14 protein-coding genes are annotated in these 19,842 nt (G+C 72.9%); 4 read left to right on the top strand and 10 right to left on the bottom strand.

Annotated elements, in window-relative coordinates; all coding sequences use genetic code 11:
* The first annotated feature begins 34 nt into the window (after positions 1 to 34).
* Positions 35 to 3,400 (top strand): SCO5717 family growth-regulating ATPase, encoded by a 3,366-nt coding sequence (locus ACZ7L5_RS36700; protein ID WP_471522490.1) that lies wholly within the window; start codon positions 35 to 37, stop codon positions 3,398 to 3,400.
* Between the two features lie 74 nt (positions 3,401 to 3,474).
* Here ACZ7L5_RS36700 and ACZ7L5_RS36695 read toward each other — a convergent pair whose 3' ends face one another.
* The 9 genes from ACZ7L5_RS36695 to rimP all read right to left on the bottom strand — a co-directional run bounded on the left by ACZ7L5_RS36695 (position 3,475) and on the right by rimP (position 15,822).
* Complete coding sequence (locus ACZ7L5_RS36695) at positions 3,475 to 4,422, bottom strand: bifunctional riboflavin kinase/FAD synthetase (protein ID WP_471522488.1); 948 nt, start codon at positions 4,420 to 4,422, stop codon at positions 3,475 to 3,477.
* A 145-nt stretch (positions 4,423 to 4,567) separates the two neighbouring features.
* Positions 4,568 to 8,407, bottom strand: coding sequence for a trypsin-like peptidase domain-containing protein (locus ACZ7L5_RS36690; RefSeq protein ID WP_471522486.1), 3,840 nt, complete (start codon positions 8,405 to 8,407; stop codon positions 4,568 to 4,570).
* A gap of 288 nt (positions 8,408 to 8,695) precedes the next feature.
* Complete coding sequence (gene truB / locus ACZ7L5_RS36685) at positions 8,696 to 9,601, bottom strand: tRNA pseudouridine(55) synthase TruB (RefSeq protein WP_471522484.1); 906 nt, start codon at positions 9,599 to 9,601, stop codon at positions 8,696 to 8,698.
* On the bottom strand, positions 9,598 to 10,068 hold the full coding sequence (rbfA, locus tag ACZ7L5_RS36680; protein ID WP_328878870.1) for a 30S ribosome-binding factor RbfA: 471 nt from the start codon (positions 10,066 to 10,068) through the stop codon (positions 9,598 to 9,600). Before rbfA ends, truB begins: the two co-directional genes overlap by 4 nt.
* Before the next feature lie 49 nt (positions 10,069 to 10,117).
* Positions 10,118 to 10,414 carry a DUF503 domain-containing protein gene (locus tag ACZ7L5_RS36675; protein WP_471522482.1) on the bottom strand — a complete coding sequence of 99 codons (297 nt, stop codon included), beginning with the start codon at positions 10,412 to 10,414 and terminating at the stop codon, positions 10,118 to 10,120.
* A gap of 207 nt (positions 10,415 to 10,621) precedes the next feature.
* Positions 10,622 to 13,780, bottom strand: a complete 3,159-nt coding sequence (gene infB, locus ACZ7L5_RS36670) for a translation initiation factor IF-2 (protein ID WP_471522480.1) — start codon at positions 13,778 to 13,780, stop codon at positions 10,622 to 10,624.
* A 147-nt stretch (positions 13,781 to 13,927) separates the two neighbouring features.
* Complete coding sequence (locus ACZ7L5_RS36665; RefSeq protein WP_471522478.1) at positions 13,928 to 14,224, bottom strand: YlxR family protein; 297 nt, start codon at positions 14,222 to 14,224, stop codon at positions 13,928 to 13,930.
* A gap of 102 nt (positions 14,225 to 14,326) precedes the next feature.
* A complete protein-coding gene (nusA, locus tag ACZ7L5_RS36660; RefSeq protein WP_328878874.1) occupies positions 14,327 to 15,313 on the bottom strand; it encodes a transcription termination factor NusA in 987 nt (328 codons plus the stop codon).
* A gap of 2 nt (positions 15,314 to 15,315) precedes the next feature.
* Entirely contained in the window at positions 15,316 to 15,822 is a 507-nt protein-coding gene (gene rimP / locus ACZ7L5_RS36655; protein WP_328878875.1) for a ribosome maturation factor RimP, read from the bottom strand.
* A gap of 222 nt (positions 15,823 to 16,044) precedes the next feature.
* Here rimP and ACZ7L5_RS36650 point away from each other — a divergent pair, with 222 nt between their 5' ends.
* From ACZ7L5_RS36650 to ACZ7L5_RS36640, 3 genes are read left to right on the top strand one after another with little or no spacing between them, the layout of a single operon-like run.
* Positions 16,045 to 16,596: a hypothetical protein gene (locus ACZ7L5_RS36650; RefSeq protein WP_471522476.1), complete on the top strand. Its 552-nt coding sequence runs from the start codon at positions 16,045 to 16,047 to the stop codon at positions 16,594 to 16,596.
* Positions 16,593 to 17,060, top strand: coding sequence for a ferritin-like domain-containing protein (locus ACZ7L5_RS36645; protein ID WP_471522474.1), 468 nt, complete (start codon positions 16,593 to 16,595; stop codon positions 17,058 to 17,060). The genes ACZ7L5_RS36650 and ACZ7L5_RS36645 overlap by 4 nt, the downstream gene beginning before the upstream one ends.
* Positions 17,061 to 17,087: 27 nt before the next feature.
* Positions 17,088 to 17,987, top strand: a complete 900-nt coding sequence (locus ACZ7L5_RS36640) for an aminoglycoside phosphotransferase family protein (protein WP_471522472.1) — start codon at positions 17,088 to 17,090, stop codon at positions 17,985 to 17,987.
* Between the two features lie 85 nt (positions 17,988 to 18,072).
* On the opposite strand, the gene ACZ7L5_RS36635 is transcribed toward ACZ7L5_RS36640, so the two are convergent.
* Positions 18,073 to 19,776: a proline--tRNA ligase gene (locus ACZ7L5_RS36635; protein ID WP_328878879.1), complete on the bottom strand. Its 1,704-nt coding sequence runs from the start codon at positions 19,774 to 19,776 to the stop codon at positions 18,073 to 18,075.
* Positions 19,777 to 19,842 lie beyond the last annotated feature (66 nt).

Below are 19,842 nucleotides of genomic sequence, written 5' to 3'. Positions count from 1 at the left end.
AGCTCAGCAGCAGTGGCTGACCAGGAGGCAAGCAGTGAACAGGGATCGGTCCGAGTACAACGGCGGGAGCCCTTCCTCGGACGGGGACGATCACGAGGTGGATCTCACCGGCGAGTTCGAAATCGTCTACACACCTCCCGCCTGGTACGCCCAAAGTACGCAAAGCGGTTCCTCGGCCGGTGGCCAGCAGGATTCCGGTCCGCCATCGCCACCACCGCCGACCGGTGCGCCCGTCGGATCGCCCAGCGGTCCGCCCGGCGGTCCCGCTCCCTACGCTCCCGGACCGGCGCAGCCACCGGCCCAGGGCACCCCTCAGCCGCCCGCTCAGCCGGTCCAGCCCGCCCAGCAGACTCCGGCTCAGGGCACGCCCGACCCGCACCAGCAGGGCGGCCCCGCCACGGGTGGCTACGGCTTTCCGCAGCAGCAGTCCGCCCCGGGTGGCCCCGCGGCCGGCGGATACGGCTACCCCCAGCAGACAGGCGCCGGTGCGCCCCAGCAGGGCCAAGGCCAGGACACCTCCGGCGGGTTCGGCGTACCCCAGCAAGGTCAGGGCCAGGACACGTCGGGTGGCTTCGGTGTGCCCCCACAGCAGTCCGCGCCGGGTGGCCCCGCAGCCGGCGGATACGGCTACCCCCAGCAGTCAGGCGCCGGTGCGCCCCAGCAGGGCCAAGGCCAGGACACCTCCGGCGGGTTCGGCGTACCCCAGCAGGGCCAAGGCCAGGACACCTCCGGCGGATTCGGCGTACCCCAGCAGGGTCAGGGCCAGGACACCTCGGGAGGCTTCGGCGTCCCGCAGCAAGGCCAGGACACGTCCGGCGGATTCGGCGTGCCCCAACAGCACACGCCTGCCCAGCCCCCCGCCGCCGCACCTCAGTCTCCGACGCCTGCCCAGCCGCCCACCGCGCCCCCGCAGCACACGCCCGCCCCGCCCCCCGGCGCCCCCGGCTTCCCCGTGCTGCGTCCGGTCGACACCGACGCCCAGGGCGGACCGTCCCCGGCGGCAGGCGTCCCGGCGGCCCCCGTACCCGAGCACCCCGCACCCGAGCAGCCCGCTCCCGCACAGCCGGTGGCGGAGCCCGTGGCGGAGCCGGAGGCCGAGCTCAACCACGCCGCCGCGGACGCCGAGGCCGCGCGCCTGTTCGGCGATGCCGACGACGACGTAGAGGCGGACGAGGAGCGGACCGACGAGGCGGAGTCGGCGGACTCCACCGGATCCGCGCCCGTCGCTCAGGGCGACGAGCCGGAGCACGTCCAGGCCGACGCCGACTCCCCCACCCAGGCCGCGCCCCAGCACGAGCCCCCGGCGACGCCGGAAGCGGAGCCGGACGCAGAGGCCGAGGCACAGGCCGCCGCACCCGCGCCCACCGCTCCCGCACAGCAGCCTGCGGCTCCGGTACAGCAGCCCCAGGCGCAGCCGACCGGCCAGCCCCCCGTGCCGCCGCAGGCCCAGCCCACCGGCCAGGCCCCGGAGCAGCCGCAGGCCCAGCCCCACCCCAACCAGGCGCTCCCTCCGCTGCCCCAGGGATTCACGCCCGCGCAGCCCGCCCCGGGAATGCCGCCGCAGTCCGGACAGCCGGACCAGCAGGCCGCCGCCGCTGCGCAGGCCGCCGGCTACGGCTACCCCCAGGCCCCGGCCGCCCAGCCGCTCCCGGACCAGGCCGGCCACCCCGGTCAGCCCGGCCACTCAGGTCAGCCTCCGCACCAGCCCCCCGCGCAGGGCTCGTTCGGCCCGGCCCAGCCGCAGGCCCAGCCCGGATACCCGGCGCAGGGCGGACAGCCCGCCCCCGCCGACCCGCGGCAGGCACACCAGCCCGGACAGCCGCATCCCGGTCACCCGCAGGCCGCCGGTTACGGCTACCCGCAGCAGCCCCCGCACGCAGGCCAGCCGCAGCCGGGCCAGCCGCAGCCCGCGCAGCCCCAACCGCAACCGCAGGCCGACGGATACGGCTACCCGCAGCAGCCGCAACACCCCGCGCAGCCCGGCTACGGCTACCCGCCCCAGCAGGGCGGCTACGGCTACCCGCAGGCAGCCCAGCCCCAACAGCCCGGGCCGCAGCAGCCCCCGGCCCAGCCCGAGCAGCAGGCCCCGCAGCAGCCGCAGCCGCAGCAGAATCCCGCCGCCTACGGCCAGCCGGGCAACCAGGGCAACCAGGGCTGGAGCGCCCCGCCCGGACCCCAGGCCGGCCCCGGCGCTCCGCAGCAGCAGCAAGCCGCGCCCGGCACCCCGCTCGGCTACAACGCCGCGGTGGAGCTGTCCTCGGACCGACTGCTGCGCAACCAGCCCAAGGCCCGCAAGAACAACCAGGGTCCGTCCCGCTTCAAGCTCGGTGCGAAGAAGGAGCAGGCGGAGCGGGAGCGGAAGCTGGGTCTGATCCGTACGCCGGTGATGTCCTGCTACCGGATCGCGGTGATCAGCCTCAAGGGCGGTGTCGGCAAGACCACGACGACCATGTCTCTGGGCGCCACCCTCGCCACCGAGCGGCAGGACAAGATCCTGGCGATCGACGCCAACCCGGACGCCGGCACACTCGGGCGGCGCGTGCGGCGCGAGACGGGCGCGACGATCCGTGACCTGGTGCAGGCGATCCCGCAGCTCAACAGCTACATGGACATCCGCCGCTTCACCTCGCAGGCGCCCTCGGGCCTGGAGATCATCGCCAACGACGTGGACCCGGCGGTCTCCACCACCTTCAACGACCAGGACTACCGCAGCGCGCTCGACGTGCTGGGGCGGCAGTACCCGATCATCCTCACGGACTCGGGTACCGGTCTGCTCTACAGCGCGATGCGCGGCGTGCTGGACCTGGCCGACCAGTTGATCATCATCTCCACGCCCTCGGTGGACGGCGCGAGCAGCGCCTCGACCACGCTCGACTGGCTGTCGGCGAACGGGTTCGCCGATCTGGTCCAGCGGTCGGTCACCGTGATCTCGGGAGTCCGCGAGACGGGCAAGATGATCAAGGTGGAGGACATCGTCGCGCACTTCGAGACCCGCTGCCGCGGTGTCGTCGTGATCCCCTTCGACGAGCACCTGTCGGCGGGCGCCGAGGTGGACCTCGACATGATGCGTCCCAAGACCCGCGAGGCCTACTTCGACCTCGCCGCGCTCATCGCCGAGGACATCGCGCGCACGCAGCAGGGCTTCGGCAACCCGAACATGCAGTACCAGCAGCACCAGCAGCACCCGCAGCAGGGCGGCTACCCGCCCCCGCAGCAGCAGCCCCAGCAGCAGTACCCCCAGCAGGGCGGTGCCCCGCAGCCGGGTCAGGGCTGGGGGCAGCCCCCGCAGCAGCCCGCGCCGGGCCAGGGCTGGCAGCAGCAGGCGCCGCCGCAGCAGGACCCGCAGCAGGGTCAGCAGCCGCAGCAGGGCGCCGTACCGCCCGGCTGGACGCAGCAGTAGCCCATGCGCAACGAAGGGCGGCCGGTACCCCTGAGGTACCGGCCGCCCTTCGGCGTCGTAGGACTGGCTAGTGGCTACTCGGCGGCCGCCACCAGCTCACGGCAGCGCTTGACGTCCTCGGCCATCTGCTCCAGCAGGCCGTCCAGCGACTCGAACTTCGCCTGGCCGCGGACGAAGGCGAGGAAGTCGACGGCGACGTGCAGGCCGTACAGGTCCAGGCCGACGCGGTCGATCGCGTACGCCTCCACCGTGCGCTCGGTCCCGTCGAACTGCGGGTTCGTGCCGACGGAGATGGCCGCCGGCATCACCTCGCCCTGGGCGTGCAGCCAGCCCGCGTAGACGCCGTCGGCGGGGATGGCGGTGTGCGGCAGGGTCTCCACGTTGGCGGTGGGGAAGCCCAGCTCCCGGCCGCGCTGTGCCCCACGCACGACCACGCCCTCGACGCGGTGCGGGCGGCCCAGGATCTCGGCGGCGCCCTCGACGTCGCCCTGGGCGACCAGCCGCCGGGTCAGAGTGGAGGAGAAGGGCTCGCCGCCGCCGGCCTCGCCGGTCACGTACAGGTCGACGACCTCGACCTCGTAGTCGTAGATCTTGCCCTGCTCGGCGAGGAACTCGACGTTGCCCGCGGCGCGGTGGCCGAAGCGGAAGTTCGGGCCCTCGGCGACCGCCTTGGCGTGCAGTTTGTCGACCAGGACCTTGACGACGAAGTCGGCCGGCGACAGCTTCGAGAACTCGGTCGTGAAGGGGAGGATCAGGACCGCGTCCACGCCCAGCTCGGCCATGAGGTCGGCGCGGCGGTGGTGCGGGGCGAGCAGGGGCGGGTGGCTGCCGGGGCGGACGACCTCGCTGGGGTGCGGGTCGAAGGTGACGACGACCGCGGGGACGCCCAGCTCACGCGCGCGGTCCACGGCATGCCGGATGATCAGCTGGTGCCCGCGGTGGACTCCGTCGTAGGAGCCGATGGTGACGACGCTGCGCCCCCAGTCCTGGGGGATGTCCTCCAAGCCACGCCAGCGCTGCACTGTGCCTGCTCCTTGTCGCAAAGTCGTCGAACCGGTGTCCGTCTTCGCTCATACGGTCTTACGCAGGTCTAAGGGTGCCATGCCGGGCCCTTGTGGCCCGCATCGGCATGGGTGCTGTGACCGGCTGCACGTGCCAACGCGGGATTCATGCGGGGACTCGGACGCCTGCCAGGTTCTCGATCATCCGGCGGGTGCTCGGGCCCACCACCGCCGTCCAGTCCTGCGGGGTGTCGGTCAGCCACGCCGCGACCTGGGCGGCGAAGCCGGGGACGCGGCGCCCCAGGTCGACCAGGCCCCGGTCGAAACGGGCTGCGCCGTCCTGGGTGCGGACCAGGAGCATGCCGATGTGGTGGACGAGGTCGCGCAGACCGTCGCCCGGGCGGTCGCCGCGGCACCGGACGCTGGCGTGCAGGAGGGCGTCGAGGACGGCCGGGGCGTGTTCGTTGGCGAGGAGGAAGTCCAGGAGCTCGCGCCGCAGGGTCCGCGAGTCGGACGTGCCGGGAGTGGCGAGTACGGCGGCCAGGGCGACCCGCACCCCTTCCGTGCCGCCGTCCAGCAGGTTGGTGACCAGCGGGAAGAGGACGGCGCGGGAACTGGGGCCGTGCTCAAGGCGCCGGTCGACGTAAGCGGCCACGTCCGCTGCGGTCTCGGGGCACCACTGGACCGCTTCCCGCAGGAGGGTGGCGACCCGGCGGGCGAGGTCCGGTGTGGTGACGTCGGCGAGGGTGCGCAGCGCCTCTTCGGCGTCGGGTCGGCACAGCCGCGCCCGGAAGGCTTCGAGGACCTGTTCGGGGTGGGTCGCGAGGGCGGCGACCAGGGCGCCCGGCGGGAACCGCGGGTCGGCTGCCGCGAAGTGCGCCAGCGCCTGCGGCAGGTGGAGGGCACGCGTGCGTGGGTCCCGTACGAGGACGGCGAGCGCGCTGCCGTGCAGGGTGCAGTCGTCGGGCCGGGCGAGCAGGGCGAGGGCGGCATAGCGGAGCAGCTCGCGGTCGGCCTCGGTGCGCACATGAGGCGCGACGCGCTGTCCGTACGCCGCCGCCGCGACGCGTCGCCCGGGCCGCTCGTCGTGCGCCCAGCGGTCGACGGCCCGGCAGATCGCGGACGGTTCCTCCTCGGACAGTACGGCGAGGAGTTCGTCGGCTTTGCGGTGTGCGCTGTCGACGAGCGTTTCGGTGAGGTCGTCGAGGGCGCGGTGGCGGTGCGTGTGCAGCAGTGCCTGGGCGGCGTGGGCGACGGTCGCGTGGGGCGTCGCGGGCAGCGGGCGGTCGTCGTCGAACCAGCGGGTGAGGTGGGGTTGTACGGCAGCGGGGTCGGCGGCGAGGAGCCGGGCCACCGCGTCCAGGTACCGGGGGTGCCGGGGTTGCCCGGGGTCGAGCGCCTCCTCGGCGTCGCTCGGCGGGCCGTCGGCGAGGACGAGGCGGCGCAACAGGTCGAGGCGCTCCCCGTCCGGGAGCGGCAGCGCGGTCCAGAAGCCGGGGCCGAACTCGGGCGGCACGGCGAGGTCGCGCCCGCGCCGGGCGACGATCCGGTCGGTGAGGAGGCGCAGTACGTCCTGGTACGGCGTCGCGTCCGGGACGCGCAGCAGGGTCTCGGTGATGAGCCGGGCGGCCCACCAGCAGTGCCGGTCGGCATCCAGCGCATCGGCCAACTCCTCAAGCCGGAGGGCGAGTTGATGGTGTCCGTGGTGCCGTGGGAGCAGCAGGAGGGCTTGGACGACGGGGCCGATGCGGTGGTGCGGTACGGGGAGGGGGTGCGCGGCGTCGGGGTGGGTTCGGCTCCGGTGGACCAGGGCGTACAGGGCCTCGTCCAGGTCGAGGTGCATGCCCTGGATCCAGTCGGCGACTTCCTCGTGGGCGAAGCGATAGCCGTTGCCGGCCGGGACGAGGAGGCCCTCGGTGAGGACGGCGGAGGCCCAGCCGGTGGCGCCGCCGAGCCGCGCGGGGGCGGGCCCCCAGGGGAACACCGCCTCGAACGACTCCCGGTCCAGCTCCCCCTGGCCCGGCCCGAGGCTGCGGCGGGCGGCCTCGTGGACCTGGCCGGAGACCTTGGCGGCCAGGCGGCGTACGGCGGTGCCGCGCAGGCCGTTCTCGACCGCCAGGCGGACGGCGATGCGCAGGCACATGAGGTCGAGGTGGGCGGAGAGGACGTCGTCGCGGTCGACCGGGACGGCGGGGGCGTCGGGCAGGGCGGCGCGCACCTCGGAGAGGAGGCGGAGCGTGAGGGGGTGCCGGACATCGGGTGCGGCGAGAACGCCGTCCGGGATGCCGTAGCCGGCGCGGGCCCGGTGGGCCTCGTCAGGGGTGAGGTCGTCGAGCCGTACGCACGGCGGAAACCGCCCGGACGTCCCGCGCTCCGACCGCTCACCCGAGCCGTACAGCAACTCCTCCGGGAACTCGGCGCCCGCCCCCTCCCAGTACTCCGCCCGACACGCCACCACCAGCCGGGCCCCCGTCTCCCGCAGCCACTGCGCCGTGCCGTCGGTCCACTCCCTGAGGCCGTGGGCGAGGACGGGGGGCATCTCCTCGGGGCTGTCCAGGAGGAGCAGGAGGGGGCGGCCGGTGGCGCGAGCGAGCCGGGCCAGCCGTTCGGGGCTCGTGTCGCCCAGGATGCCGGGGTCGGCGGAGTACTGGCCGGCCACGGTCGCCGATACCGACGCCGATGCCCATACCGATGCAGATGCCGACACCGATGCAGATGCCGACACCGACGCCGACGCCGCCACGATGCGGGCCGCCCGGTTCAGCGCCCGCCGCGCCGCGTCGGCCACGGAGGTGTCGTCGCCCCTCAGGTCGGCGCCGCGCAGCCACAGCGTGGGAGCCGGTTGCGCGCCGCGACCGCGGCGGGCTGCCAGGGCCGCGAGTTCCGTCGTACGGCCGCTGCCGGGACGCCCGACCAGGCCCAGTACGGAGGCCCTGCTCTCGGCGAAGGCGCTGAACTCCCTCGCCGTCGAGGCCCGTTCGACCGGCATCGCCCCCGCTCCCCCGGCGCCCTCCCGGCCCGCATGGCCCGCCGGCGCCCCGGCAGGACCGTCCTGCCCGACCGATGTGGCCGTCAGCTCCAGTACGCCCGCCAGGTTGAGGTCGGCCCCGTACGCCGGCACCGTCGCCGCGTTCTCGGCGAGCAGCTCGGCCAGCGGGCCGTCGGACGGGACGCCCGTAGCCCCTGCCCGAGCGCGGCCGAGACCCTGCTGGAGCAGCGGTACCGCGAAGACGGCGTCGCGGTGGCCGGACTGCAGTGCCGTGCCGAGAACGCCCACGACGGCGCCGGTCCCGGCGTCGAGCACGGGTCCACCCGCCGCCCCTCCGCCCAGCCGCATCGCGTCCCGGCCGGCCGTGCCGATCGCCAACTCCAGGGCGCCGTCGAGGAGATGGAGGCGGTCCGTCGCCGTGTACGTCACTGCCACGGCGCCCAGCACCCGGGCTTCCCGCCAGCCCCCGGCGGCGATCCGGACGTACGCGCCGGTCTCGATCTGATCCAGCACGGTCACCGGCAACGGCTCCACGCCCAGCCCCTCGGTGCGTACGAGAGCCAGGTCCAGGGCGGGCAACAGGGTCACCGCGGTCGCATCCACCGCACAGCTCCGGTCGCCCTCGGCGGAGTACAGCACCAGCCCGGCCGAACCGTCGACGACCTCGTGGCTGGTGACGACCGTGCCGTGGTGGTCGGCCACGAACCCGAGGCCGCGGGGCCGACCGGCCGCGTCATGAATGCGGACCAGGGCTTCGTCACGAGGGCGGGCGCCCAACCCGGCGCCGTCCCGGCGTTCGCCGGAGCAGGACCCGCTGTCGTCCGGGCCTCGGGTGCCGACGTCCGTCCCGGTCAGGCCGATGCCGGGCAAGTCGTCCGAGGTGCTCCAGGGACCCGATGCCTCCCCCAGGTCCCGAACGCCGCGCATGGCCTGACGCGTGTGCCACGCGTCTTCCGCCGACCGCGTCCCCTCCGCCGTCCGGCGGTCGCCGCCCGCCCCCGGGCCTCGTCCCGCCATGGTCGAACCTCCCCGCCGTGCGTCCACACGCCCATGCGCCCACGCCCTGTTCTTTCGACGGTAGGCGCGAAGTGATCAGCGGGAAAGATCGCTCGGCGAACGCGCCCCCTTCCGCTCCCTCGGTTCACTCCGAGCGCCTGCACGGACGGGTGAACGGGCAGGGGTCGTTGGATACACCCTAGGGGTGGGGGAACCGAGGGGGACCGTGGAGCGGCGGGCAGAGGACTACCCCGTGACCGCCGCTCCACGGGCAGAACACCGGCAGGCGGCGCCCGTGAGCCGGGCGCCTCAGCCGAAGACGGCCAGGCTCTTGGCCTTGCCCTTGTGCTGCTCCACGAGCGCGAGGAAGCGGCCCTCGGGGGCGAAGACGGCCACGGGGCCGGCGCCCGCGTACTCGTCGGGCATGTCGAGGCGGACCCCGTTCGTCAGCAGCCGGGCGCGTCTGGCGTCGACGTCCCAGCGCGGGAACGCGGCCGTGGCGGCCTCGGCGATCGGCATCACCGTCAGCTCCTGCTGCAGCTGCTCCAGCGTCTTGGCGGAGTCCAGCTTGTACGGGCCGACGCGGGTGCGGCGCAGTGCCGTGAGGTGGCCGCCGACGCCCAGGTCGGCGCCGAGGTCGCGGGCCAGGGCGCGGATGTAGGTGCCCGAGGAGCAGACGACCGACACGACCAGGTCGAGGACGGCGGTGCCGTCGTCGGCGACGGCGTCGCGCACGTCGTGGACCGAGAAGGACGAGACGGTGACCGGCCGCGCCGGGATCTCGAAGTCCTCGCCGTCGCGCGCCCGCTTGTAGGAGCGCACGCCGTCGATCTTGATGGCGCTGACCTTGGAGGGGACCTGCATGATGTCGCCGGTCAGCTTGGCGATCCCGGCGTCGATGGCCTCGCGGGTGACCTTCGAGGCGTCGGCCGACGCCGTGATGTCGCCCTCGGCGTCGTCGGTGATCGTGGTCTGGCCGAGGCGGACGGTGCCCAGGTACTCCTTCTCGGTCAGGGCCAGGTGACCGAGCAGCTTGGTCGCCTTCTCGACGCCGAGGACGAGGACGCCCGTCGCCATGGGGTCGAGGGTGCCGGCGTGCCCGACGCGGCGGGTGCGGGCGATGCCGCGCATCTTGGCGACCACGTCGTGCGAAGTGAAGCCCGACGGCTTGTCGACGATGACAAGGCCGTCGGGCGTGGTGTGCTTCTGCGTCATTCCGCGGTGTCGCCGTCCGTCTCGGCAGCGTCCGACTCGTCGTCGGCACCCGGCTTGCGGTACGGGTCGGCCTCACCGGCGTACTTCGCGCCCGCGGACACCTCGCGCACCTTCTCGTCGGACTGCCGGGCCTTGTCGAGGAGGTCCTCGATGGTCCGGGCGGTGTCCGGGAGGGCGTCGGCGACGAAGGTGAGGGTCGGCGTGAACTTCACACCCGCGGCCGCTCCCACGGCCGAGCGGAGCACGCCCTTGGCGCTCTCCAGTCCGGCGGCGGCGGCCGCCCGCTCCTCGTCGTCCCCGTACACCGTGTAGAAGACCGTCGCCTCCCGCAGGTCACCCGTGACGCGGGTGTCCGTGATGGTGACGTGCGAGCCGAGCCGCGGGTCCTTGATCCCGCGCTGCAGCTTCTGGGCCACCACCTCTCGGATGAGGTCCGCCAGCTTTTTCGCCCGCGCGTTGTCGGCCACTGGTCCGTCTCCCGTTCTTTCTTCTTCTGCGTTCTTTGGCTGATGGTCGTCAGTCGTCGTGGTCACCGAGGAAACGCCGCCGTACCGACAGCAGTTCCACTTCCGGACGGCCGGCGACCAGCCGTTCACACCGGTCCAGTACGTCGGCGAGATGCCCGGCGTCGCCGGACACCACGGCGAGGCCGATCCCGGCCCGCCGGTGGAGGTCCATGTGGTCCACCTCGGCCGCACTCACCGCGTACTTGCGCTGGAGTTCGGCGACGATCGGGCGGACGACGGAGCGCTTCTCCTTCAGCGACCGTACGTCGCCGAGGAGGAGGTCGAAGGACAGCGTCCCCACATACATGTGTGTAACCGGTTCACCCGCCGGTACGGGATCGATGGCCCTGCCATCCGTGGGGCAGGGACATCAGAACCGTACAACGAAGGGGTCGGGACGATCGACGGATATTACGCTCCGTGGACCGTCGCCGTCCGCCTTCGATGCAGGTCGGCAAACGGCGCGCTGGCCGACGGAACCGAAGTCCCGCCGGCCAGCACAAACCGTCGGCTGTTACGCCCGCGGCTTCTCGCGCATCTCGTACGTCGCGATGACGTCGTCGACCTTGATGTCGTTGAAGTTGCCGAGGTTGATACCGCCCTCGAACCCTTCGCGGATCTCGGTGACGTCGTCCTTGAAGCGACGCAGACCGGAGATGTTGAGGCTCTCCGCGATGACCTTGCCGTCGCGGACGAGGCGCGCCTTGGTGTTGCGCTTGACCTCGCCCGAGCGGACCAGGACACCGGCGATGTTGCCCAGCTTGGACGACTTGAAGACCTCGCGGATCTCCGCCGTGCCGAGCTCGACCTCCTCGTACTCCGGCTTGAGCATGCCCTTGAGGGCCGCCTCGATCTCCTCGATGGCCTGGTAGATCACCGAGTAGTACCGGACGTCGACGCCCTCGCGCTCCGCCATCTGCGCCGCGCGGCCCGCAGCGCGGACGTTGAAGCCGATGACGATGGCGTCGGAGCCGGTCGCCAGGTCGATGTCCGACTCGGTGACCGCACCCACACCGCGGTGCAGGACGCGGATGTCGACCTCTTCGCCGACGTCGAGCTGGAGCAGCGAGGACTCGAGAGCCTCCACCGAACCGGACGCGTCGCCCTTGATGATGAGGTTGAGTTCCTGCACCAGACCGGCCTTGAGGGCCTCGTCCAGGTTCTCCAGGGAGAACCGGACACCCCGGCGGGCGAAGTTGGCGTTGCGCTCACGCGCCGCGCGCTTCTCGGCGATCTGACGCGCCGTGCGGTCCTCGTCGACGACGAGGAAGTTGTCGCCGGCGCCCGGGACGTTGGTGAGACCCAGGACCAGGACGGGGGTCGACGGACCCGCTTCCTCGACGTTGTTGCCGTTGTCGTCGAGCATCGCCCGGACACGGCCGTACGCGTCGCCGACCACCATCGTGTCGCCGATGCGCAGCGTGCCGCGCTGGACCAGGACCGTCGAGACGGCACCGCGGCCGCGGTCGAGGTGGGACTCGATCGCAATACCCTGCGCGTCCTGCTCCGGGTTGGCCCGCAGGTCGAGCGAGGCGTCCGCGGTGAGGACCACGGCCTCCAGCAGGCTCTCGATGTTGAGGCCCTGCTTGGCGGAGATGTCGACGAACATCGTGTCGCCGCCGTACTCCTCGGCCACCAGGCCGTACTCGGTCAGCTGACCGCGCACCTTGGTCGGGTCCGCGCCCTCGACGTCGATCTTGTTGACCGCGACGACGATCGGGACGTCGGCCGCCTTGGCGTGGTTGAGCGCCTCGACCGTCTGCGGCATGACGCCGTCGTTGGCCGCGACGACCAGGATCGCGATGTCGGTCGACTTCGCACCACGGGCACGCATGGCGGTGAACGCCTCGTGACCCGGGGTGTCGATGAAGGTGATCCTGCGCTCTTCGTCGTTGACCTGGGTGGCGACCTGGTACGCACCGATGTGCTGCGTGATACCGCCGGCCTCGCCCGCGACGACGTTCGTCTTGCGGATCGTGTCCAGCAGTCGGGTCTTACCGTGGTCGACGTGACCCATGACGGTCACGACCGGCGGACGCGGCATGAGGAATTCCTCGCCGCCCTCGTCCTCGCCGAACTCGATGTCGAAGGACTCGAGCAGCTCGCGGTCCTCCTCCTCCGGGCTGACGATCTCGACGACGTAGTTCATCTCGCCGGCGAGCAGCTGGAGGGTCTCGTCGGAGACGGACTGCGTGGCAGTGACCATCTCGCCGAGGTTCATCATCACGGCGACGAGCGACGCCGGGTTGGCGTTGATCTTCTCCGCGAAGTCGGTGAGGGAAGCACCGCGCGACAGGCGGACGGTCTGTCCGTTGCCGCGAGGCAGCATCACGCCGCCGACCGACGGGGCCTGCATGGCCTCGTACTCCTGGCGCCTCTGCCGCTTCGACTTACGGCCACGACGAGCGGGACCGCCGGGACGACCGAAGGCACCCTGCGTGCCACCACGGCCACCGGGACCGCCGGGACGACCACCGAAGCCGGGACGGCCACCGCCGCCACCGCCGGGACCACCGGGACGACCGGCGAAACCGCCACCGCCGCCACCGGGACCGCCGGGACGACCGGCGAAGCCGCCGCCACCGCCGCCACCGGGACGACCGGCGAAGCCGCCGCCGCCACCCGGGCGACCGCCGCCGCCACCGGGACGACCGCCGCCACCGGGACCGCGGCCACCGGGGCCACCGCCGCCGGGACGCGGGCCGGCAGCAGGACGCTGCGGCATCATGCCGGGGTTGGGACGCGGGCCGCCGGGGCCGCCGCCACCGGGACGAGGACCGCCGGGGCCGCCGCCGGGACGCGCGCCGCCGCCCTGCGGACGGGGCATGCCGCCCGGCGTGGGACGTGCGCCGCCCGGAGCCTGGGGACGGGGACCGCCCTGGCCCTGGCCCTGCGGACGCGGGGCACCACCGGGAGCACCGGCGCCGCCCGGACGCGGGGCGCCGCCCGGACGGGGCGCCTGCGGGCGCGCCATGCCGGTGGAGCCACCAGAGGTGAACGGGTTGTTGCCCGGACGGGGACCGGCCGGACGACCGCCGGGACGCTGGGCGCCGCCACCCGGACGCGGAGCGCCGGGACGGTCGCCGCGGTCGCCGCGGTCGCCGCGCTCACCACGGCCCTGGCCACCCTGGCCCGGGCCACCCGGACGCGGAGCGCCGGGGCGCGGCGCCTGGCCGGCCGGACGCGGGGCGCCCGGACGCGGGCTGGAACCCTGGGCCTGGCCCTGGGACTGACCCTGAGAGGCGGCGGGGGCGGCAGGAGCCGCCGGAGGCGCCGTGAACTCGGGCGCGGTCGGAGCCGGGGACGCCGGGGCGGGCCGCGGCGCGGGCTTCGGGCCCGGGGTGGGACGGGGGCCGGGAGCAGCCGGGGCGGCGGGAGCCGCGGGCTTCTCGGCAGCGGCCGGCTTGGGGGCCGGCGGGCGCGGGGCGGCCGGACGGGCGGCCTGCGCGGGAGAGGGGGCTGCCGGCTTCGCCGGGGCAGCCTTGCGGGCGGGGGCGGACTTACCGCCTCCGTTGCCCTGCTGGAGGGCGTCCGTCAGTTTGCGGACAACGGGCGCTTCGATGGTCGAAGACGCCGAACGGACGAATTCACCGAGTTCTTGGAGCTTGGCCATGACGACCTTGCTCTCAACCCCGAACTCCTTGGCGAGTTCGTATACCCGGACCTTAGCCACTTCGCTCCTTTTAGGTCCGGGTTGCGTCCGGACCGTCGCTACTTCATGGGCGTACTCATCGCGTGCTCATCGAGTGCTCATCGCAATCTCGACCTACTTCCAACTCGCGGGGTACCTGGGCCGCGCGGGGGTTCCGCACGACGCTTCTTACGGTGTTGCCTGCTCAGCAACTGTTGTCTGCTCGACGTATCGGCGCAACGCCTTTGTGTCGAGCGCTCCCGGGGCGCGCAACGCCCGCGTGAACGCCCGGCGGCGCACCGCCTGGTCAAGACAGACCAGAGCGGGGTGTACGTACGCACCCCGGCCGGGCAGCGTACCGCGAGGATCAGGGGCGCACTCGCCCTTGATCGCCACGATCCGCAGCAGATCAGCCTTGGCCGCTCGCTCCCGGCACCCCACACAGGTGCGTTCAGGGCATGCGCGGACGCGTGTCCGGCCAGACACTCTTAAGTCTACCTCCCCGTAGCGACCTCACCCCTTTGGGGCGGGATTCGAACAGTTGCCGGGCGATAACGTGACGTGATCTGAGCGACCTGCGGCCTGGATCTATTCCCCGGCCTGCTCGGTGTCCGGCCGGATGTCGATCCGCCAGCCGGTCAGCCGGGCCGCAAGCCGGGCGTTCTGCCCTTCCTTGCCGATCGCCAGTGACAGCTGGTAGTCGGGCACCGTCACGCGCGCGGAGCGGGCCGCCATGTCCACGACCTCCACCTTGGAGACCCGGGCCGGCGACAGCGCGTTCGCCACCATCTCGGCCGGGTCGTCCGACCAGTCGACGATGTCGATCTTCTCGCCGTTCAGCTCGCCCATGACATTGCGCACCCGCCCGCCCATGGGGCCGATGCAGGCACCCTTGGCGTTCAGGCCGCTGCGGGTGGACCGGACGGCGATCTTCGTGCGGTGACCGGCCTCGCGGGCGATGGCGGCGATCTCGACGGATCCGTCGGCGATCTCCGGCACCTCCAGGGCGAAGAGCTTCTTCACCAGGTTCGGGTGCGTGCGCGAGAGGGTCACGGACGGGCCGCGGACGCCCTTGGCCACTCGTACGACGTACGACCGGATGCGCATGCCGTGCGGATACGTCTCGCCCGGGACCTGCTCCTGCACCGGCAGGATGGCCTCCAGCTTGCCGATGTCCACGAGGACGTTCTTCGGGTCGCGGCCCTGCTGGACCACGCCGGTGACGATGTCGCCCTCGCGGCCGGCGTACTCGCCGAGCGTCGCGTCGTCCTCGGCGTCGCGCAGCCGCTGCAGGATGACCTGCTTGGCGGTGGTGGCGGCGATACGGCCGAAGCCGGACGGGGTGTCGTCGAACTCGCGGGCCTCCTGGCCCTCCTCGAGGTCCTCGGGGTCCTCCTTCGCCCACACGGTCACATGGCCGGTCTCCCGGTTCAGCTCCACGCGCGCGTGGCGGCGGCTTCCATCGGTGCGGTGGTAGGCGATGAGGAGGGCCGACTCGATCGCCTCGACCAGCAGGTCGAAGGAGATCTCCTTCTCCCGTACCAAGCCCCGCAGGGCGCTCATGTCGATGTCCACGGCTACGCCTCCTCTTCCTTCTCGTCCTTGTTGTCCTTGCGATTGAACTCGACCTGCACGCGCGCCTTGTCGATGTCCGCGAAGCCGAGTCTGCGGGAGGTGGCCTTGCGGCCCTTCACTCCCGGCACTTCGAGGTCGAGGCCCTCGTCGTCGACGTCCAGGATCCGGGCCACCAGCTCGCCGCCCTCGGCCAGTTGGAACTTCACGAGCCGGTCGACGGCGCGCACGTAGTGCCGGTGTTCCGTGAGGGGGCGCTCCGCGCCGGGGGTTCCGACCTCGAGGGTGTACTCCCCCTCGCCCATCGCGTCCGTCTCGTCGAGCTTCGCCGAGAGCGCGCGGCTCACATCGGCGATCCGGTCCAGGTCGGCACCGGTGTCCGAGTCCACGACGACGCGCAGCACACGCTTGCGTCCGACGGAGTCCACTGCGATCTCTTCGAGGTCCAGGCCCTGAGAGCTGACGAGCGGTTCCAGTAGTTCTCGCAGCCTCTCGCTCTGGGTGGTGCTCATCCGGGTGACTCCTCGGCCGCGTGTGCTGTTGTGGGATGGGTCGCGTGTCTGGTCAAAGGGTATCGGGTCGCGAGGACTGTTGCCGTCCACCTGCGCACGAGCGGTGCCGATGAGTGGTGCCGTCCGCTTGCGCGGGTACGGTGATCACGGGCCTGCGGCCCGCTGTCGTGTGTAACCGCTTTCACAGCCGCCTTCCGTACAAGTTCCCCGAGGACGTCTGCCGTGCCGTACCCCCCGCCGCCGCGCTCCGCGTCAGGACCGCGCAGAAGAACCCTGCTCGCCTCGGCCGCCGGAGCCGCGCTGCTGGTGGGCTGCTCCTCCGGCTCCGACGACTCGGACGGCGGCACCAGCGGCAGCCCGTCGGTCGCCGAGCGGGCACGCGCGCGTGCGGCCGGGGACAGCGAGGGGCTGGTCGAGCGCTACGACGCGGTGCTCGCCGCCCATCCCGTGCTGACGGAACTGCTGGGGCCGTTGCGGGCGGCGGCCGTAAGGCATGTGGAGGCGTTCGAGGGTGGCCGAAAGGCATCGGACAGCGCGTCGCCCTCCGGGTCGCCGGCGTCTTCCGCTTCGCCGGCGCCTTCCGGGTCGCCGTCGGCCGCCGTGCCCCTCGACGAGCGGGCGGCCCTCGCCGAGCTCGCCGCCGCGGAACGGGCGCTCGCGGACCGGCGGGCCAAGGCGTTGCTGGACGTACCGGGCGAACTGGCGCGGCTGCTGGCCTCGGTGGCCGCGGCGGGGGCGGCACACGCGTATCTGCTGAACGAGGGGGCCAAGTGAGCGAGTCCGGCAAGAAGGAGCAGCTGAAGGCCCTGCAGGCGGCGCTCGCCGCCGAGCACGCGGCGGTGTACGGGTACGGCGTCGTCGGCGGCCGGATCAGCCAGGAGCGGCGCTCTCAGGCCCGCGCGGCCTACGACGCGCACCGGGCGCGGCGGGACGCGCTGGCGCGCGAGGTGCGCGACCTCGGTTCCGAGCCGGTCGCCGCGAGCCCCGCGTACGCGCTGCCGTTCCCGGTGTCGGACGCACCCTCGGCCGTGCGGTTCGCCGCCGGTCTTGAGGACCGGATGGCCGCGGTGTACTCCGACCTGGTGCGGGCGGCCGAGGGTGAGCTGCGGGGTACCGCGGCCGAGGCGCTGCGGGAGGCGGCGGTGCGGGCGGTGCGCTGGCGGGGCGAGAGCGTAGCCTTCCCTGGGCTCGCCGAGCGGGCGGCCACGACGTCCGCCTCGCCGATGCCCTCGGCATGACCCGCATCTGAAGGGAACTACTCGCGCATGGCTTTCGAACCGCCGCAGCGTCTGGTCAAGGCGCTCGGTGAGACGGCACCGGACGGTGACGACTGGTTGGTGAAGCTGCCGGAGGCGGCCCACCAGGCCGTCGCGCTACGCGAGTTGACCGTTGAGCGGGTGCAGATGCCGGGCGGGCGCAGCAGCCTGGTGGTACTGGTGCGGCGCGCTGACGGAACCCCGGCCGTGCTGAAGCTGGCCCCGCCGCGGGCCCGTCCGCAGAGCGAGCGGGCGGCGCTGGCGCACTGGGGAGGCGTGGGGGCCGTGCAACTGCTCGACGAGCCCGCTGTCGAGGGTGTGCTGTTGCTGGAGCGGCTGCATCCGGATGTGTCGGTGCGGTCGTTGCCCGAGGCGAAGGCGCTGCTGGAAGCGGCGGGGACGCTGCGGCGGCTGTGGGTCGAGCCGCCCGGCGATCACCCCTTCGAGACGGTCGCCGAGCGGACCGGTCGGCAGGCCGACGCGATGCGGGCGACCGCGGCCGCCGATGCCGAGGTGACTTCATTGGTCGACGCCGCGCTCGCCGCCCGCGAGGAGTTGCTGGCCGCGCCACCCGAGCGGCGGTTGCTGCACGGGACGTTCCGGCAGAGCAAGGTGCTGGCCGGGGAGCGGATGCCGTGGCTTGCGGTGGGGCCGGACCCGGTGATCGGTGAGTGCGCGTTCGATCTGGCGCGGTTGGTGCGGGACCGGGTGGAGGATCTGATCGCCTCGCCGTCGGGGGCTGCGACGACCCGGCGACGGGTCAAGCGGCTTGCGGAGTCGCTGGACGTGGATCAGGAGCGGCTGCGGGGCTGGACGTTGTTCCGGGCCGTGGAGTCGGGCGTGCGGGCGCGGCGGGTCGGGCGGGCCCAGGACGCGGAGTTGTTGCTGGAGTTCGCCGGCTGGCTCTGAGCCGGCTCCTGGTACTCCGGGAAGGGCGCACAAGTCCCTCCGTGCGGCGCCTTGAGCCGCACGGAGGGACTTCTGCGGAGAGCCCTTACGCGGTGAGGCGGGCGATCGCCTCGTCGACCGTCAGTTCCTCGCGCTCGCCGGTCCTGCGGTCCTTGAGCTCGACGACGCCCTCGGCCGCGCGCCGGCCGGCCACCAGGATCTGCGGTACGCCGATCAGCTCCGAGTCCGTGAACTTCACGCCCGGCGAGACACCCGCGCGGTCGTCGCACAGGACGCGCAGGCCGGCCGCGGACAGCTTCTCGGAGACGTCAAGGGCGAGTTCGGTCTGCAGGGCCTTCCCGGCGGCGACCACGTGCACGTCGGCCGGGGCGACCTCGGCGGGCCAGCACAGCCCCTTGTCGTCGGCGGTCTGCTCGGCGAGGGCCGCGACGGCGCGGGAGACACCGATGCCGTAGGAGCCCATGGTCACGCGGACCGGCTTGCCGTTCTGGCCGAGGACGTCGAGCTTCAGCGCGTCCGCGTACTTGCGGCCCAGCTGGAAGATGTGGCCGATCTCGATGGCGCGGTCGAGCTTGAGGCCGGTGCCGCACTTCGGGCAGGGGTCGCCCTCCTGGACGACCACGACGTCGACGTACTCGTCGACCTCGAAGTCACGGCCCGCGACGACGTTCTTCGCGTGCGTGCCCTCCTTGTTGGCGCCGGTGATCCAGGAGGTGCCGGGGGCCACGCGCGGGTCGGCGAGGTACTTGACCTTCTCGCCCAGGCCCTGCGGGCCGACGTAGCCGCGGACCAGGTCCGGGCGCCCGGCGAAGTCCGCCTCGGTGACCATCTCGACGACGGCCGGGGCGAAGTGCGCCTCGACCTTGCCCATGTCGACCTCGCGGTGACCGGGGACACCGACCGCGACGATCTCGCCGTCGACCTTCACGAGCAGGTTCTTCAGGGTGTCGGCGGCCTGGACGCCGAGGTGGGCGGCGAGGGTCTCGATGGTGGGGGTGTCGGGGGTCGGGATCTCTTCGAGGGCGGGCACGTCGCCGGCGTCCACCGACTTCAGCTCGTACGTGATGGCTTCGGTGTTCGCCGCGAAGTCGCAGTTCGGGCAGTCGGCGAAGGTGTCCTCGCCGGCCTCGGCCGGGGCGAGGAACTCCTCGGACTTCGAGCCGCCCATGGCACCGGCGGTGGCGGCGCAGATGCGGTAGTCGAGGCCGAGGCGCTCGAAGACGCGCTGGTAGGCCTGGCGGTGCAGGGCGTAGGACTGGCCGAGGCCCTCGTCGTCGGTGTCGAAGGAGTACGAGTCCTTCATCAGGAACTCACGGCCGCGCAGGATGCCGGCCCGCGGGCGGGCCTCGTCGCGGTACTTGTGCTGGATCTGGTAGAGGATGACCGGCAGGTCCTTGTAGGAGGACGCCTGGTCCTTCACCAGCAGCGTGAAGATCTCCTCGTGGGTCGGACCGAGCAGGTAGTCGCCGCCCTTGCGGTCCTTGAGGCGGAACAGCTCCTGGCCGTACTCGTCCCAGCGGCCCGTCGCGTCGTACGGCTCACGCGGCAGCAGGGCGGGGAGCAGCACTTCCTGGGCGCCGATGGCGTCCATCTCCTCGCGGACGATGCGCTCGACGTTGGCGAGGACCCGCTTGCCGAGGGGCAGCCACGACCAGATGCCGGCCGCGGTGCGGCGGACGTAGCCGGCGCGGACGAGCAGCTTGTGACTGAGGACCTCGGCGTCCGCCGGGTCGTCGCGCAGCGTCTTCGCCATCAACTGGGACATGCGCTGGACCGGTGCGTTCGCCATGGTTTCCGTACTCCTGCTGCGTAAGGGTTATGGCAGGAGGTTAGCCGGGCGGGACGGGGCGGTGGA

The organism is Streptomyces sp. NPDC107528, from assembly GCF_055639295.1.
Note: the sequence above shows the minus strand (reverse complement) of the source record. Positions and strands in the feature narration are given on the sequence as shown.

Bases quoted from the DNA above. Each gene is read 5' to 3' on its own strand.
- ACZ7L5_RS36690 (WP_471522486.1), bottom strand. From the start codon at position 8,407: ATGGCGGGACGAGGCCCGGGGGCGGGCGGCGACCGCCGGACGGCGGAG.
- ACZ7L5_RS36635 (WP_328878879.1), bottom strand. From the start codon at position 19,776: ATGGCGAACGCACCGGTCCAGCGCATGTCCCAGTTGATGGCGAAGACG.
- rimP (WP_328878875.1), bottom strand. From the start codon at position 15,822: ATGAGCACCACCCAGAGCGAGAGGCTGCGAGAACTACTGGAACCGCTC.
- ACZ7L5_RS36640 (WP_471522472.1), top strand. From the start codon at position 17,088: ATGGCTTTCGAACCGCCGCAGCGTCTGGTCAAGGCGCTCGGTGAGACG.
- truB (WP_471522484.1), bottom strand. From the start codon at position 9,601: ATGACGCAGAAGCACACCACGCCCGACGGCCTTGTCATCGTCGACAAG.
- ACZ7L5_RS36675 (WP_471522482.1), bottom strand. From the start codon at position 10,414: ATGTATGTGGGGACGCTGTCCTTCGACCTCCTCCTCGGCGACGTACGG.